This window comes from Candidatus Magnetominusculus xianensis (genome assembly GCA_001541255.1).
Classification (GTDB): domain Bacteria; phylum Nitrospirota; class Thermodesulfovibrionia; order Thermodesulfovibrionales; family Magnetobacteriaceae; genus Magnetominusculus; species Magnetominusculus xianensis.
Genome location: LNQR01000057.1, coordinates 1 through 16,074, shown reverse-complemented (window position 1 = coordinate 16,074; position 16,074 = coordinate 1). Strand labels below are relative to the sequence as shown.

The window sequence follows — 16,074 nt, the reverse complement described above, 5'->3', positions numbered from 1 at the left end:
TTTGTACAATGACTACACAACAAAAAGGGAGCGGCACTGTTTCGACGGTAATTAGAAAATGAAAAAGAGGATTTACCCAATAATAAAGCCAATATTGAACAGTGTACTTTTGCTGGCTTTTGCCGTGATATTGCCGCTGTACGCAAGGGCTGCTGCGACTTATACGGTTTATATTACTATAGCAGGCACTGGCGGTGGTACCATAACTCCATCCTCTGGCACAATAACCTGGTCTGGCAGCACAGGAACAACAACCGCTAATGCGGATGATACTGTCTATTACTTTGTTGAGCCGAGTTTGGGTTCGTCATTTCAGAGCTGGTCAGGGTGTGCTTCCGTGTCGGACAATGGCACATGTACATATACCTTTAGCACAGATAATAGGACCCTGACACTTACCTACGGTGGATCGAGTACGTATGTACTTACGGTTAAAAAGACAGGCTTTGGCTCAGGAACAATAGTTCCTTCGGTAGGTTCTCTTTCGTGGAGTTCTTCTACCGGCACAGCAACATATAACTCAAATCAGACTATAGCGTTGTACCCTGTTGCCGATAATACCTCAAGGTTCTCTTTTTGGCAAGATTGTGACAGCGTCTCAGACAATGGTACTTGTTCCATAACGCTTAGGTCAAATGCAACACTTAAGGCCAGATTCTCAGGTTATCACAATGTTACTTACGGCTTTCCCTATCTGCATACATCCAGCAGCGCTGTTGTCTATTGTATGTTAGCTAATTTTTCTACTGACAAAGCCACGGCGGACAGCTTTGTCGTCTTGAGTAACGCGCAGCAGACAGCAACACAAATACCTTATGAACTCCCCTCAACATTTACCATTCCAAATGGTAGAACTGCAATGCTCACCTTTAGTAATCAGAGGGTTTACTCAAGGGTGCAAGACAATGCCACTGCCAGTGACAATGGCACTATAAGCGATAATACCTCTTTAAATATTGCAAACGATACCTGTGTGGATTGTTCTTATGGGGCAAGAATAAGCTGGACGTCTGCTTTGGCTACAATGACATCCGGCGTAGATTGTCTGTCGTTACCGATGGCTTGTTTTCAGGGCACTACGCTTCCCAAGCGCAATATGGTTGGTTACTATTGCTCCGACGACAGTACTAGCGGCCCAGGCGGAAAACCAAATCTAATCGGTTATTAGCATCTGCCATGCCGCAAATATTGCTAATCGTGCCCAATCCTGAAGGATTCACAAATCTTGTTTGACTCTACTATGAAGTCCCAGGCGACCCTTCCGTCTCTTATGACAGAAAGCACTTCATCTGAGTATATGCTTGCAGGATACCAGTTATATGATTCGGTTATGACGGTGTAGTTGTCAAAGACCGCAAATTTGTGGTGCAGGGGTGAGTAAATACTCTCGTGGTAGTAGACGAAGACAAGTTCCATCCAATTGTTCTTGAGGCGCTGGGCCGGGTCTTTGAGCGGTCGCCACCTGTTTTTGTCCCATGTCTCCGGCAGCGCCCCTGTGTGGGCTATCATGCCATTGAGGATAATCTTCACGTACACGCCGCGGTTACGGGCGTTTATGAGGGCTGTGACTACGTCTGTTTCGTGGTGGTCTGCGCTGGATACGCCGGTCATCCATCCTATGTCGAACATAGATACGATTATCGAGTGCTTGGCATTGTTTATCTCGGTTATTATTGCGTCCTGTGGACGGTAGTAGTCTCTGAACGATGTGTAGTAGCTGCCGAATGTGTAGTAGAGATTGTATCTGCTTTCGGGAGTTGCTTTAATTCTCTGAATGACGCCGCCCTTTATAGCGCAGTAGATGTTTGCATAGAGCGTGGCAAATTCCCTTGAGTAGTACACAAGGCCGTTTTCCCAGTTGCCGCCCCAGAGGTGAAAATGCAGGTTATACGAACTTGAGTGGACTACCTCGCCGTCAAAGATGATGAATTTCGTATGCATGCTGGCTATGCCATGTGACGGGTCACAGGGATTATTTCTTACTATACCGCAAACCATGATTCCGGCCCGCCGCAGTTTGGCAATATTTTCTGTGGCGTTCATAGAACTCACCGCAGACCACTCGGCATAGACCTCTACCTCTACCCCCTTATTTTTCGCATGAATCAGGTGTTCGGCGACATGGTAATTGTCCGGGTCAAATATGGCCATGTGAATATAGTGGTGTCCGCTCATGTCCTCTTCTTTTCGTCTGATTACCCAGTCAATGTGCCCGTGCAGTTCATGAATAGGGTGATCGGCATTCCATGTGTTGCCTCTGGTAAAATATGGCCTGATTGGGAGGTGTTCGTATTCGAAATTTATTTTGTCAAGGGCGTTTTGTACGTCCTGTTGGTTCATCTCCCATGTCTGGTATGTGTTGATGGTATGAAAATAAGAGTCGTGAAAATCGCCTGAGTCTATGTGACCCCTGTGAAAATCATCAAGACCGGCGAACTTATAATCGTATTGGGAAGGAATCGACGCCCCGTATCTGTGTATGATGTAGGAGAATTTTATATGTGTAATACGCCCGTGGCGCCCCTCGTAAGGGAAAAGAGGCAGTTGATGGGTCTGCCATTTTTGCCAGTTATCGCCCCAGTGACCGCAGTGATAGGCATTCATTAGGTAATACTCTACGGCGTTGTCTTCCCTGAAGACCTTTAGAACTACGCGAAGGGCCTTGTCATGGGCATAGTCCTCGAAGGCAAAACCTATACCGCCGGGAAAGTTCGAGATATTCCAGTTCTGAACATTATGAACGAAACGCCGGGCGCCTATCCATTTATAGCTTGGGTGGCAGTATTTTTCAGCATATTCTTTTTCCATAGTTACCTTTGTATTTTATATGAGTAGTTTAAAGCCTTGTTATTGTGGATGTAACCACCCTCGTGCGATACGACACAGCAGTTGAAATAGTCGCAGTCATAGTGGTAGTCGTGCAGTTCGATAGAGAAGTCTATGTCGAATGCCCTCGTGCCGTTTATATCTGATGGTATCTCTTTTATAAAAAAGTTGTGTTTTATATTAAAAACGTGTTCCCAGTCACCGCGTTTCGTCTTTGAAAACCCGCAGTAAGTTGCCATATTGTAAAGATAGTGTTCATTGGGAAAGACAACCATGCACCTGTCATGGAGGGCGCTGAAGAGCAGTTCATTATCTTCCACTATGTAAGTAATAAAGTGTACTTCCAGCCTCTGGGGTCTGTCGTCGATTTGGCGGAAATAGAACCCGGAGTCAAAGGATATGTTATATATCTGCTTTTGCAGAAAGCCGAGGTGTTCCAGCTTCCATCGTTCATAAAAATATGCCTCTACTGCGACATTTATCCTGTGTTTAATGTAATCGTACATGTCTTCAATCGAACCGCCATAGCGAGGCAGCGCCTGCACTTCCTCGGTCTGAGAAAAACTTATCGGCGGGATGCCTTTTTTTAACAGCATGTAGTTTAAAAAACACTTGCCGACGCGCCCGTTTGAATCCCAAAACGGGTGAATGGCTATGAACATGTAATATGAACGCGATAAGTCATAAATGAAGGCGTCAAGGTTATGAAAGCTCTGACTGGTTTCCCACAGCACATGCTGCAGGTCTTTGACTTCCCTGTCGAAGTTGCCGTTGTCATAAGTTACACCGTTTTTGTCGGGGAAATCAAACGGCCTGAAACTCCCTGCGTTAGGCACGGTTTCCTTTGACATTGTAAGATGGATTTTTTTCAGCAGGTCAATGCCTATTTCTGTGTAGGTGTGAAGGGATGAGAATGTCTCTTTGTACATTTCTATGAAATTTCTATTTCCGATAATCTTTAATTCCTGAGGGGAAAGCTGGTCCTCGTGCCCTACTGAGCCTTTCATAATGGTCATTGATGAGCAGCCCAGGTGCAGAAACAACTTCTGAAATATGGCCGTATTGACGTTCCATGCGGTCTCCTCGCCCATTATTTTGAAATAGTGCTTCAAGTCAAGGTGTATGGGATGTGTTACGACAGGCGTGTGTTCTTCGGCATTTCGGCCTAAGATGGTACACAGTTGTTGAATTATCTGGGCAGAGTTTACCGCATCGGCATTTGAGACAGGGAAATTGATAAGCTCTGTTATCTTTGCTGAGTATTTGTTAAATCTATCGGTAAGCAGCAGGGATAAATGCACTGCATAGTCCTTTTTTAATGTGCCAAAGGCGCTTAAAAGGTCGATGTTTACGCCATAACCCCGATAGCCAAGGGAGTTGATAACGTCGCATTTCCTGTCGATTGCAGCAATAGTCTGGTCGTAGAGTGTCTTGTTGTAATGCCATTTCATATAGTAATACAGGAGATGTTCTGTATCATGGGCTTCCTGATACTCTAGTTCACGCAGTTCACGCAGGATGTGTTGGAACTTTCCATTTAGTGAGTCGAATATTGCCTGGCAGTGGTGGTCCCACTGATATGCAAGTACAAAGCTTCCTGATCTGTGCGGCATTAGTTTCTACCTCTCATGTTGAACATATGTTATTCGATGTTATTCAATGACGGCATAGACCCCTGTGTGATCGCTCAGAGACGGCGCTTTGAGAATAAGCTCTGCATGGTGAATTTTGACGATGCCCTTGACCATAATATAGTCAATTCTGGTATGAGGCGCGGTACTGGGAAATGTGTTTCCACCAGTTCTGTGGCACGACCTGTAGGCATCTGTATATCCCTGTTCTTTTAGATATGTTATGACATCTGAGTCTTCTACATCGTTAAAGTCTCCGGCTATTATGGTGCAGCAGGCAGCGCTGCCATATAAAAAATCAAGAGATTTTAATAATTTTTCTGCCTGAGCGTAACGCACCCTGGGATTTTCGCTGTGGTCGAGGTGTACAGAGGCAAAAATAAACCTTTTGCCGTATATTTCTACCTCGGCTGCTGCTGCAAAACGCTCCATCAGTGGGTGAAGCCCCTTGATAAGGTCCTTGTTAAGGTCAATTGTCTGGGGATTTTTCATGGCATATCTTGATGACACTGCTACCCCTTCAGGGTACTTATCCATGAACAGGTGGCAGTAGCTGTAGTGGGTTCTATAGTAATAGCCTGTAGTTTTTGTCATTAAGGCGGCGATTTGGGCGCTGGTCTCATTGATACCTGCCCCGTTTATGACTTCCTGATAGACGCAGATTTCCGGGTCATTGGCGCTTAACTCTGTGGCAATCTGCTTAAAACGCTGCACATCACTTTGTCCATGAGTGCCGTGCAGGTTGAACGAGGTAATACGGACAATCTTCGGATTTAGTGCGCGGTACCTCTGAATATCCTCTTCTGTTAATATGCCGATTGTGGCATGTTTTGTAAATCTGTCATTAAGTCTGTAGATGTATTCCTTTATACAGTTGTACTCTTTTGCGATGGTCTCTGCTGGTGTCCCGGCCCTGAGCAGACGAATCATCTCAAGACGCCGCAGCACGTGGTCTTCCATGTTCATATTATCCAGCCAGTGCTTTATGTTCGAGCCTGAGAGGATGCCATATACCCCGTAGTGAGAAAAGGCCGAGTGTACCCTGTAGAGGTATTGGACATCGGTATGGAATTCGCTTGCAATCTTCTCCGGCGGCATTCCAGTCCTCAGAAGGCGGACCATTTCGAGACGCTTTAATACGTCGTCGTTACTGTTGAGTATATTCAGCCATTTAGCGCTGCCGAGTTCTTTGCCAAGGTCGATGCCGACGCCCTGACCGCTCATTGTTACCCACATATCGCTTAATTCTTTTGCCAGGGTATCGTCGCTTTCGATAATTTTTCTTAATTGAAGACGAAAGGCTGCACGGGCATCGTCGTCGAAGGGGTTGTCTGCGGCGTCCTGCATGGCGTCTTTAAGGGATTGCCGCTGCTTGAGGTTGGGTTTGAGCTTATCCATAATGTGTTTTGCGATGTGTTTTGCCCACATGAAGGCATGTTCATCTGCCGGTACGGCTTTCTCTACTGGCGATTGCAAGAGATATGGCATAAAAGGCATGAGATAGCTGGTTATGCCATATAATAATGTCTTGATGTCCAAGTTGCCCTCTCTTGATGTTGAGTAATTTTGACTGCAATATAGTACCAGATATACTCATATTAATACAATAGCAAATTATACCATAAGCGTATAATTAATTTACATGTTGAGTGCGGATACAGTTTTTGGTTAGGCATTAATAATATACTCACACCAAGACACGCGGTTGGGGTTTTTGTTATAATGGCGCTGTGGCTGAGAGAACTGCTGAGAAGACTGTTGCAAAGAAGAAGGCAAAGACAAGTAAGGCTTCTATTATTCTCCCCCTTATACTGATTGTGATAGCCGTATCGTTAGGTTTTTTCAGCGGTTATTTGTTCTGGGCATTTTCTGATTTGCCGAAAATCAGACAGCTTGAACAATATGCGCCGCTTGAGTCTTCTATTGTGTATTCGGCAGATAATGAGATATTAGCCGAGTTGTTTGTGGAAAGGCGCACGTTTGTACCATATTTCAGCATCCCGCAGCACGTCAAAAACGCCTTTATCGCTGTTGAGGACGCACGCTTTTATAAACACAGCGGTATAGATTTTGTGCGGATAGTCGGCGCAATGATTGAAGACATAAAGGCTGGAGGATTCGTTCAGGGTGGAAGCACTATAACACAGCAGCTTGCAAAGATGCTTTTTCTAAAACCAGAGCGCAGCATCAACAGAAAAGTAAAAGAGGCCGCGCTGTCCATTCAGATTGAACGGCACTACACAAAAGATGAGATAATCGGGCTTTACCTGAACCAGGCGTATTTCGGTACGCGTGCATATGGCATAGAGGCCGCGGCATTTACGTACTTTGGAAAGACAGCAAGCAACTTAAGCATAGCAGAGGCCGCACTCCTGTCAGCCATACCCAAGGCGCCATCGACATATTCACCCTTTAAAAACGCCCAGAAGTCCCTGAACCGCAGAAATTATGCGATACGAAAGATGCTTGAAAATGGCTTTATCGACGAGAGGCAGCATGACGCCGCACTTAAAGAACCACTGCCCACAATACCACATACACGAAAGTACAAGTCCCCGTATTTCTTAGATTATGTGAAGAACACCCTTGAAGACGATTACGATGAGAAATTATACACGGCGGGGCTTAAAATATATACAACCCTGGATTATAGATTGCAGAGGGCGGCTGAACATGCAGTTGATTTTGGGGTTTCAATTCTGAACAAGCGGGGCAGAAAGAACGTTCAGGCAGCGCTCCTTGCAGTTGACCTAAAAACAGGCGGCATAAAGGCAATGGTCGGCGGCACAGACTTCTGGGAGACACAGTTTAACCGTGTCACACAAGCCGTAAGGCAGCCCGGCTCATCCTTTAAACCCATTGTCTACTTAGCGGCGTTTAACCAGGGATTCAGCCCGGAGGATGTCATATACGACGGACCAATAAGTTTTACCGGTAGAAACAAGGCAGACGTATGGGTGCCTCAGAACTATGAACGCGAATACAGGGGCGATGTGCCGATAAGGTTTGCCCTAGCTCATTCCCTAAACGCTGCAACAGTCTATTTGGCTGATAAAGTAGGGATTAAAAATGTTATAGAAACCGCTAAAATGCTTGGGATAAAGAGTACCATTCAGCCGTATATGCCGTCGGCGCTTGGGGCCTCGGATATGACGCTTTTGGAGTTGGTGTATGCGTATGCCGCATTTGCAACAGGGAAGAGATTCGATCATCTTTCGGTTGAGAGGATAGTCGATAGGGACGGCCTCCTGCTTGAGGAACAAAAGGCAGCTCCGCCAAAGGCAATATTGGACAACTTAGCCGTAGAGGAAATGAAGACGATTCTAAGGGCAGTAATCACAGAAGGCACGGGCAGGGCGGCCATGTCGCTGCCACAAACGGTTTACGGCAAGACCGGTACAACAGACGACTACGTAGATGCGTGGTTTCTTGGTTTTGACAACAACCTTGCCGTCGGCGTATGGGTCGGCAGAGACAACCACAGGCCAATAGGCGAGAAAGAAACCGGGGCACACGCAGCACTGCCTATCTGGATGGAATTCATGAAAAACGAGTAAGTATGAACTATTTGGCGTTTGGTATAAAGAGATTGTTACCGTTTTTGTCTTTAAAACCAGCTATGGCATCCTGACCTTCCTTAGACGTGAGCCAATTTATAAATACCATTGCTTCTTTATATTTGGCGTGTTTATGTTTTTCCAGATTTACAGCCATGATACCGTATTGGTTGAATAGTAATGGGTCTCCCTCTAAGAGGATTTGAAGGTCGAGTTTATCTTTTTTCGCAAGCCATGTACCTCGGTCAGTAAGCGTATAGGCCTTGTGTTCGTCTGCAATACGCTGGGTTTTTTCCATTCCCTGCCCTGCCTCCATGTACCAGCCCTTACCCTTTGGTTCAATGCCGACCTCTTTCCAGATCAACAGCTCCTTAGTATGCGTGCCGGATTTATCGCCGCGTGAGACAAACGGCACTTCTTTTTGGGAGATTTGTTTAAATGCAGAGGCGGCGCTTTTCATACCCCTAACACCAGCCGGGTCTTGAGGGTGTCCTATCAGAATAAAATCATTATACATTACGTCCTTACGGTTAATGAACCATCCCTCTTCAACTGCCTTCATCTCCTGGTCTTTTGCATGAACGAAGACGAAATCTACGTCTCCTCTTTTTCCTACCTCAATAGCCGCCCCTGTGCCCACTGCAACTACCTCTACGGTGATACCGGTCTTTTTCTGAAATATCGGTAAGATGTAATCGAAAAATCCTGAATTTTGTGTGCTTGTTGTCGAAGCACACCGAATTGTATCACCGGCTAATGCCGCCCGAGGATTTAACAGTGTAAACGATAGGGCTAATGCCAGATACATCACAAACAGAACACCCCGTGAAGCAGTCAAGCCCGTATCTCTGCTATTTAAACTTTTTAGCTGGCTTTGCTGAAGCCTTTGCCAGTTGGGATTTAGACAACTCAGAGCGCATTTGGGCAACATAAGTCTTGAAAGCCTCCTTGTGTTTGGCCGGAATGGGGCTTGCCGGTAGCTTCATAGTAAGCGGGTCAATGGGTTTTCCCTCGAGTTTTACCCTGTAATCAAGGTGAGGACCGGTTGCAAGCCCTGTGGCGCCTACATATCCGATGATTTCACCCTGAGTGACCTTGTCGCCGTTTCTTAGACCTTTGGCAAACGCGGACAGATGACCGTAACCTGTGACATACCCACCGGCGTGCCTGATAAATAATTGATTGCCATATGAAGCATTTCGTCCGGCGTCAAATACGACTCCGTCGCCTGCTGCTGAGATCGGGGTTCCTTTAGGGGCGGAATAATCCACGCCAAAGTGAGGTCGGCTGATTCTTAATATGGGATGAAATCTGCTCTTAGAGAAGAACGAACTGATATGTCTGTACCTCAGCGGCGCCCTCATCAGCATCTTCTTGATAGAATTGCCATCCGGGCGAAAGTACTCGTCCTTGCCGTTTATATCATATCTGAGTATCTCATAACGATGACCATCATTAGTGAATCTGGCATAGAGAATCTTGCCATAGCCCTTAAATATGTTATCTCTGTAAAGCTCCTCGATGACAACCTCGAACGTGTCGCCCTTTCGAAGGTCAGTGTTGAAGTCTATGTCATAGGCAAATAAATCAGCCAACTCGTAGGCAACATTAAGGTGTTCCCTTGACTTTCCTATGGAGTCGACGAGGTTGTATTTTACTGTGCCGGTGAGTGTTCCAATTTTCATTTGATAGGCCAGAGATACCATCTCGGCCTGAAAATAATCCTCAGCAGCGGCCAGTGATGGGGCGTCAGCATATCTTTTAACTGACAAATAGGATGAGTCGTCAATGGCATAATTAAGTTCGAGGATATCGTTGTTGACGGGATTGACAATAATTTTATAGGACATCTTTGGCCTGATTGTTTTAAGATTGTAGAGGTCTCTGGAGGCTATCGAGATACCTTTGACATCGTCTGCCTTGAGGTTATATCTCTTGCTGATATCCTGAAGCGTTTCACCCTTTTTAACAAGTCCGTTGATAATCTTAAGCTGTGGTGCCTTTTCAGCCTGTCTTGCCGGTTTTACAACAGTAATTTGCGAAGAAGATGTGCTTGAGTACAATGCCTTTGGGAAATACAGAGATATATAAGTCATCGATAAAAAAAGAACGAAAACGAACCCGAAGAAAATCATAGGGCGCTTTTCCTTGCTAAAGGCGCATGATATCTTTGCCAACAATTTACTTAAAGGGCCTCTTAATGCGCTGTTTGAGTGTCTGACTGACATGGTATGCCACCTCCTGCAATAAATTAGGACAGACACCGCCTTATTAACGAATGGATGGCTCTAACGGCGGCTGCACAGCATGGATAAAGCGGAGAGACTCCGCTTTATAATCCACCTGAATGATACTATATAAATAACGTTATATCGGCATCGAGAGCAAAGTTTAAAAACTCTGCGGCCCCGGCAACCGTTACGCCTTCGACGAGGTCTTCTTTATGTACATTGGTCATTTCGAGAGTCGGCGTGCAGGCGATCATTTTGACGTCGATTTCACGGCAAGCATCGACGAGTTCCGGAATCGACGGCCAGTTAATCTTCTTAATCATACCCTTCATCATCGATGTGGCCATAGGTGTCATGCCGGGCAGCATTCCTATAATATTAGGCATAGGAACCGGTGAAGGCATCGCCGGATTGCCTATCGGTGAGACTTGCAGATTCCGATATTTTTTCTTATTTATTATGTCCACCCCGTATAGGGTGAAAAATATCTGCACATCCACATCCATAGCGGCTGCGGTTGACGCCAGAATCAGTGGCGGATATGCCATATCAAGCGTCCCTTTGCTGGCAATTACAGCCATCCTCTTCTTTTTAGCTGACATATAAAGTACCTCCGTGTTGTTTATTAGTTAACTTTTTAGTGAACATAGTAAACCATATCAATAACGGCTGTGTCAATAAAATTATCATCGATGTGCAACAAAATATATAATACACCATTATGTGGGGGCACATAGACTGTGGCTTATGGTGCGGAATGTAAAAAACGTAAAAAAAATGCCTGATAAAATGTTACAATCGTGCTATGCAGCTAGCGATTTGCGACTATCCATGGACACATTTTGAGGTAAACAATCCTAACGGTGATGTTACGATGTGCTGCGACAGCCCCGTAGTGCTTGGAAATGTCAACAGTCAGACCATAGAGGATATTTGGAATGGCGATGGCTACCGCAGCATTAGAAAGGCGATGCTCACGCGCGGGGCATATGACTTGTGTTACCCGAACTGCGCCGTCCTAAAGGGGTCAAAATCCTACCAGAGGCTTAACTGGTACAAGAAACTGGAGCCAGAGCTGGAGCTGTATAAAAATGCGCTCCTAAACGACGAAGAGATAAAGGCGGGCAACCTTGTCCTTAAATCTCTGCCTCGCTGGGTTCGTTTTGCCTATAGCTACGTGTGTAATCTGAACTGTTACCACTGCTATCAAAAGGACATCCGGGCGCAGAACAAGGCGCTGCCAGAGAAGTTTTTTGCTGAAATTGATTCCATATTAAAGTATCTTCAGGTGATATTTTATTTTGGCGGGGAGCCCTTTATGTATGAACCGGCAAAGCGGCTGATGGCGAGCTGGTCTGAAAACAAGCACTGTCGGCATTTCTTTATATCCAATGCGACACTGCTGACAGATGAACTCTTTGCGATGCTCAACAGGATAAACATTGGCTTATTCGGCGTATCGCTGGATGCGGCACGTGAGAGTACGTATAAGTTATTGAGGGGGAATTTCTGGGGCCGTGTAGTGAAAAATTTACAAAAGATACAAGAACTTAAGGCAAGACAGGGATTTCCATTTTTTATAGCGATGACGCTGAACTCCCAAAACATAGGAGAAATAGAGGAGTTCACTGACATAGCGCTGTCACTGGAGGCGGCGCCCGAAATTGCGCTTGTATCGAATCCTGCGTCGGGTTTTAGAGAATCGCTTACATTCCAAAAGAAATATCTCCATTTCAGCGGGGCTGCCCTAAAAGAGGCGTACAGGCAAATTGAAAATTCCCTCGTGAAAATCAGGAACAAGGGTGGAATGCCAGACTCGGAGATAATCTATGCCCACCAGGTAGAGTTACTGAAGGCACACGAAAAATTCCAGAACAACCTGCCGCTGTTCATCGTCTATCGCAACGCCATCGAGCCGCTGATTAAAAGAAGCGGTATGATTAAGACAATAGCCAGAAAGATAAGAAGCCCGTTAGGGTAGTCTTGACTTCCTGGTCAATATTTTCCTCCTGTAATATGGTAAAATAGTGAAATATCATAGAGGAGGCCTGATATGGCTGCAAAAACCGTGAAACTCGAAATTCCGTTTCAGAAACTTCTTACATTAATTGAGCAGCTTAACCCTGACGAAAAACTCATACTCAAGAGGAAGCTGCAACATGATAAGATACTGACATGGCAGGAGATGTTCGGTTGGTCTCTAAATGAAACTGACAAGAGAAACAGTGCGTTTCCAGAAGAAGAGGTCTTAACCGATGTAAGCGCAGCTGTAGCCGAAGTGAGGGCAGCAGCCAATAATTAGGGCAGTCATAGATACTAATGTATTTGTAAGCGGCGCCATATCACCCAACGGTTCACCTCGTAAGGTATTGAATGTAGCGCTTAAAGGACAGTTCAGGGTGATTACTTCCATAACGATAAATCATGAAATTCTGAGCGTGCTTCACAGGAAGCATATTTACACAAAATATCATCTGGATGAGGATATCATAAACGGCATATCATCGCTGAGGGAGCTGTCATTACCGAGGAAATAATAAGCGTTAAGTGCATTAATGCAGACCCTGACGATGACAAGTTTCTCTCATGTGCCATTGAAGGTGAGGCTGATTATGTTGTCTCAGGAGATGAACATTTGCTATCGATAAAACACTATAAAGGCATACAGATTGTTAATTCAGCCGCATTTGTGAAAATCCTTGTTTAGCAAGATGCGGTATTATAGTATAGTGAGCCATGATGTCTGGATAGAGAAATTCAAAAATGAGGCATTGCCGCTGATTGTTAATGCGTTTTCACCTGAGATGGTATTAATATTTGGCTCACGAATAACGGGCATGGCAGATGAGGGCTCGGACATTGACATTATCGTTGTATCTGACTATTTCAAAGGCACAGTATTTATTAATAGAATGGCGGTGCTGTTAAAAACTGTAAGATTTCCAAAACACATCGACGCCCTATGTTACTCACCGGAAGAGTTCGAAAACATTAGAGCCACATCATCTGTCGTAATAGACGCCCTTGAACATGGTGAGACGCTTAGTGTAGTTTAAGTGGCGCATTGTACACTTTGGGCTTATCATGATACACTAATAGCGATAGAGATATGGAATTCTCTGTAATAATAAATAAATCGGAATACGGTTATGACGCGCATTGTCCGATGCTGAGAGGATGTCATAGCCAAGGTGAGACGCTTGAAGAGACGCAGGAAAACATAAAAGACGCAATTATGACTTATCTTGAAATGATTGAAGAGGAGTTAAAGGGTAATCCTGTTTATAAAGTGGACGTCGATATGATAAATGCTTTTCACTGATGTATCTACTGAGTGTGCAATTAAGGCATTCGTGAAATTAGGGTCGTCAGCAAAAACAAGCACATAGTAATGTCTAACGGAACTTATCGTATTGTAATCCCCAACCACACGCGTCTAAATCCATATATACTTAAAGCAATTATAAAAGATGCAGGAATTACTGACTATGATTTTGAAATGGCACTGTAATATTTAGCATAAGTTATTGGCTAATTTTTTTTGTATAGTATTAATTCTCTTGCATATTTCATTGATACTGTTTACTAATTGATTCAGATTATATCTTTTTATCTGATCAATATTAGTGTTGATATATTTCTGAATCAATTCTGATAGTTTTTCCAGATTAACAACTGCTTTTTTATATGAGTCAATATGGTTTGCTATAATCTTGCCTTCTACATTAAACAGTGAATATAATGCTTTGTCGAAGATACAAATACCTTTATTAGTCAAAGGTATAATTTTTTCTATCAGCATATTAGCGTCACAGTATGAAAAGATATGCATGAAGCTGTAGCGACTATCTTTATCTAATACTTTATCTTTGAATTTAACTATATCATCAGGGAGAAGATTAAATAATTCTGTGACTTGTGTCATTTTAGTCTTCTCCTCAGATGCTTCTAATTTCTCACTTACAATGGTCTGCATCAGAAATATAGTATATCCGACTTCATCGTCTTGATATGGTGTAATATTCCATTTTCTAAATAGCTGTCTATATCTATTAGTTAAATTCTTGGATGCCTTATCAATCCCACTTATGAATTTCTGTTTAATGGTATCTATATTGTCTGCTATTAAACATTTATTTGAAAAGTGTATATATAAAGGTAATAATCCACGATACAATAATAAACCTAATTTTCCTTCCTCGACTAATTTCAGAACTGTATTAGCTATTAAAGTAAATTTTGTATGATCATCTATATAGTTCCAATTTCTAATAAAATCTTTTACAATGAAGTCGAAGGGATATGTTATGGCTATTTTCTTTACATCAATTGATCGCATGTCTTCTTTTGATTGTTCCTCATCATACGGTTTGTCCGATTTCATTGTATCTATAATTGATCGTATGTCTTTTTTTGCTTGTTCCTTATCATACAGTTCGTCCGATTTCATTATATCTATAAATAATTGTGTGTCTTTTTTTATTTGTTCCTCGTCAAAGTATCCTGTCAATATATATTTAGTCAAAGAATTATTGAATTTATGGCTACCAATATAATTATCATATTTACTAAGGAAATTAGAACAGTAGTAGTCAAAAGCAGTATTTTCTAGGTTTAGTGGTAGGTCCATTATTCTTTTATGTGGTAGGTCCATTATTCTTCTATAAAGAGAATCTCTTGAATAAAGAAATCCGATATCTGAATGACGAGAATTGAAATCATCATCTGCAGCTAATCCGTTAAATAAATCCACAGCATGTTTTTTGTCTAAACCACTTGACTCAACTGTAATTATGATACTGCCAATAAGTAGTGTTGACTTATATTTATCCATATATATATTATTCTTATCTTTACACTTATCTTTACAAATCTTGTCAATACATTTATAGGCTCTATTATAAAACGTGATATATAATGAAATAGCATATTTTATTAGTCTTAGATTCTCAGTTTTAGTTGCTTTTATTGTGTCAAATAATTTAATTTTATTATTATCGATAAATAGCTTAAAGGTTTGTGGCCTATCATTGCATTCTTGTTCAAGTATACTACCTATTGAATCCTCAACTGTAGGTTTAAAGTCTACTGTATGCTTTATAATCTTTTCTTTATAATCCAAATAAATTTTACTATCATCTTTTTTATGACCATCTATTTTTAGTATTTTATCTTCATTGGCAATTATAATGACTTTTATATTGTCGTGTTCTATAAAGTTATTGATATATCCAAATAATTCATCATATTTGAGCTTTGTACGTTCCAAATCGTCAAAACAAAACACAGTTATCTCGTCTTTATTTATCCATGCATCAGGAGTGAATGTCTCTCCCAATTTGCCTGCTCCATAAGCAAATGGTAAACTCAAAATAGTTTTGCTAACTTGAGATAGTCGCATTGTTGATTTTTTTTTCATTACCTTTTTTAATATCTGATTTTGTTCAAGAAAAATATTCTTTGTAATATCTTCTATCTTTGTTATCCCAAAAAGAGATATATAAATTGGATTATAATTATGCTTTTTAATAATCTTAGATATGTGGTGATTAAAATAATATGTTTTGCCACTTCCCCATTTGCCATTTATTAAAATCGCGTAATAAGTTTTATCTGTATTCAGATAATCCACTATAATATCTTCTAAAAATTTCATCTCTGTACCTCCCTAACCTCAGATATATGTGTAATATTCATTATTTCGTAAAAGCCACTAAGCTCATTTAGTATATACCAAACGAATTATTAATCAGTGCATAAGTAAGTGGACATAACTATGCCGCATATTGTAATTTGCGATGCATAAAAAAACTGCGAATTATGTGTGGC

The 16,074-nt window shown here is 42.6% G+C and carries 15 protein-coding genes; 8 read left to right on the top strand and 7 right to left on the bottom strand.

Features of this window, described 5'->3' with window-relative positions:
* Nucleotides 1–58 precede the first annotated feature (58 nt).
* The gene (locus ASN18_RS07740; protein WP_085052170.1) at nucleotides 59–1,168 is read left to right on the top strand and encodes a hypothetical protein; all 1,110 of its coding nucleotides are present in this window, start codon (nucleotides 59–61) and stop codon (nucleotides 1,166–1,168) included.
* A 23-nt stretch (nucleotides 1,169–1,191) separates the two neighbouring features.
* Here the strand turns inward: ASN18_RS07740 and ASN18_RS07735 are convergent, their stop codons facing one another.
* The 3 genes from ASN18_RS07735 to ASN18_RS07725 are packed head-to-tail and all read right to left on the bottom strand — an operon-like array spanning nucleotide 1,192 to nucleotide 5,996.
* Complete coding sequence (locus ASN18_RS07735) at nucleotides 1,192–2,808, bottom strand: phospholipase D-like domain-containing protein (RefSeq protein WP_085052169.1); 1,617 nt, start codon at nucleotides 2,806–2,808, stop codon at nucleotides 1,192–1,194.
* A 2-nt stretch (nucleotides 2,809–2,810) separates the two neighbouring features.
* Nucleotides 2,811–4,439, bottom strand: coding sequence for a Fic family protein (locus tag ASN18_RS07730; protein ID WP_085052168.1), 1,629 nt, complete (start codon nucleotides 4,437–4,439; stop codon nucleotides 2,811–2,813).
* A gap of 39 nt (nucleotides 4,440–4,478) precedes the next feature.
* A complete protein-coding gene (locus tag ASN18_RS07725) occupies nucleotides 4,479–5,996 on the bottom strand; it encodes an endonuclease/exonuclease/phosphatase family protein (RefSeq protein WP_085052167.1) in 1,518 nt (505 codons plus the stop codon).
* Nucleotides 5,997–6,187: 191 nt separating this feature from the next.
* On the opposite strand from ASN18_RS07725, the gene ASN18_RS07720 reads away from it, so the two are divergent.
* A complete protein-coding gene (locus ASN18_RS07720) occupies nucleotides 6,188–8,014 on the top strand; it encodes a penicillin-binding protein 1A (RefSeq protein ID WP_085052166.1) in 1,827 nt (608 codons plus the stop codon).
* Between the two features lie 7 nt (nucleotides 8,015–8,021).
* Here ASN18_RS07720 and ASN18_RS07715 read toward each other — a convergent pair whose 3' ends face one another.
* The 3 genes from ASN18_RS07715 to ASN18_RS07705 form a co-directional block, all read right to left on the bottom strand.
* A complete protein-coding gene (locus tag ASN18_RS07715; protein WP_236861599.1) occupies nucleotides 8,022–8,852 on the bottom strand; it encodes an ABC transporter substrate-binding protein in 831 nt (276 codons plus the stop codon).
* A gap of 13 nt (nucleotides 8,853–8,865) precedes the next feature.
* Nucleotides 8,866–10,242 (bottom strand): M23 family metallopeptidase, encoded by a 1,377-nt coding sequence (locus ASN18_RS07710; protein ID WP_085052165.1) that lies wholly within the window; start codon nucleotides 10,240–10,242, stop codon nucleotides 8,866–8,868.
* 125 nt (nucleotides 10,243–10,367) lie between these two features.
* On the bottom strand, nucleotides 10,368–10,847 hold the full coding sequence (locus tag ASN18_RS07705) for a DsrE/DsrF/DrsH-like family protein (protein ID WP_085052164.1): 480 nt from the start codon (nucleotides 10,845–10,847) through the stop codon (nucleotides 10,368–10,370).
* A gap of 203 nt (nucleotides 10,848–11,050) precedes the next feature.
* Here ASN18_RS07705 and ASN18_RS07700 point away from each other — a divergent pair, with 203 nt between their 5' ends.
* The 6 genes from ASN18_RS07700 (at nucleotide 11,051) to ASN18_RS07680 (ending at nucleotide 13,567) form a co-directional block, all read left to right on the top strand.
* Nucleotides 11,051–12,226: a radical SAM protein gene (locus ASN18_RS07700; RefSeq protein WP_085052163.1), complete on the top strand. Its 1,176-nt coding sequence runs from the start codon at nucleotides 11,051–11,053 to the stop codon at nucleotides 12,224–12,226.
* 72 nt (nucleotides 12,227–12,298) lie between these two features.
* Nucleotides 12,299–12,547, top strand: coding sequence for a hypothetical protein (locus tag ASN18_RS07695; RefSeq protein ID WP_085052162.1), 249 nt, complete (start codon nucleotides 12,299–12,301; stop codon nucleotides 12,545–12,547).
* Complete coding sequence (locus tag ASN18_RS17945) at nucleotides 12,540–12,782, top strand: putative toxin-antitoxin system toxin component, PIN family (RefSeq protein ID WP_085052161.1); 243 nt, start codon at nucleotides 12,540–12,542, stop codon at nucleotides 12,780–12,782. Before ASN18_RS07695 ends, ASN18_RS17945 begins: the two co-directional genes overlap by 8 nt.
* Nucleotides 12,746–12,952, top strand: a complete 207-nt coding sequence (locus tag ASN18_RS17940) for a PIN domain-containing protein (RefSeq protein WP_157072887.1) — start codon at nucleotides 12,746–12,748, stop codon at nucleotides 12,950–12,952. Before ASN18_RS17945 ends, ASN18_RS17940 begins: the two co-directional genes overlap by 37 nt.
* 22 nt (nucleotides 12,953–12,974) lie before the next feature.
* A complete protein-coding gene (locus tag ASN18_RS07685) occupies nucleotides 12,975–13,301 on the top strand; it encodes a nucleotidyltransferase domain-containing protein (protein ID WP_236861598.1) in 327 nt (108 codons plus the stop codon).
* A gap of 53 nt (nucleotides 13,302–13,354) precedes the next feature.
* Nucleotides 13,355–13,567 (top strand): type II toxin-antitoxin system HicB family antitoxin, encoded by a 213-nt coding sequence (locus tag ASN18_RS07680; protein WP_085052159.1) that lies wholly within the window; start codon nucleotides 13,355–13,357, stop codon nucleotides 13,565–13,567.
* 192 nt (nucleotides 13,568–13,759) lie between these two features.
* Here the strand turns inward: ASN18_RS07680 and ASN18_RS07675 are convergent, their stop codons facing one another.
* Nucleotides 13,760–15,901 carry a P-loop NTPase fold protein gene (locus ASN18_RS07675; RefSeq protein ID WP_085052158.1) on the bottom strand — a complete coding sequence of 714 codons (2,142 nt, stop codon included), beginning with the start codon at nucleotides 15,899–15,901 and terminating at the stop codon, nucleotides 13,760–13,762.
* Nucleotides 15,902–16,074 lie beyond the last annotated feature (173 nt).

Excerpts from the sequence above, each read along its gene's own strand:
- ASN18_RS07680 (WP_085052159.1), top strand. The coding sequence starts at position 13,355 with ATGGAATTCTCTGTAATAATAAATAAATCGGAATACGGTTATGACGCG.
- ASN18_RS07710 (WP_085052165.1), bottom strand. The coding sequence starts at position 10,242 with ATGTCAGTCAGACACTCAAACAGCGCATTAAGAGGCCCTTTAAGTAAA.
- ASN18_RS07740 (WP_085052170.1), top strand. The coding sequence starts at position 59 with ATGAAAAAGAGGATTTACCCAATAATAAAGCCAATATTGAACAGTGTA.
- ASN18_RS07675 (WP_085052158.1), bottom strand. The coding sequence starts at position 15,901 with ATGAAATTTTTAGAAGATATTATAGTGGATTATCTGAATACAGATAAA.
- ASN18_RS07705 (WP_085052164.1), bottom strand. The coding sequence starts at position 10,847 with ATGTCAGCTAAAAAGAAGAGGATGGCTGTAATTGCCAGCAAAGGGACG.
- ASN18_RS07695 (WP_085052162.1), top strand. The coding sequence starts at position 12,299 with ATGGCTGCAAAAACCGTGAAACTCGAAATTCCGTTTCAGAAACTTCTT.
- ASN18_RS07700 (WP_085052163.1), top strand. The coding sequence starts at position 11,051 with ATGCAGCTAGCGATTTGCGACTATCCATGGACACATTTTGAGGTAAAC.
- ASN18_RS07730 (WP_085052168.1), bottom strand. The coding sequence starts at position 4,439 with ATGCCGCACAGATCAGGAAGCTTTGTACTTGCATATCAGTGGGACCAC.
- ASN18_RS07735 (WP_085052169.1), bottom strand. The coding sequence starts at position 2,808 with ATGGAAAAAGAATATGCTGAAAAATACTGCCACCCAAGCTATAAATGG.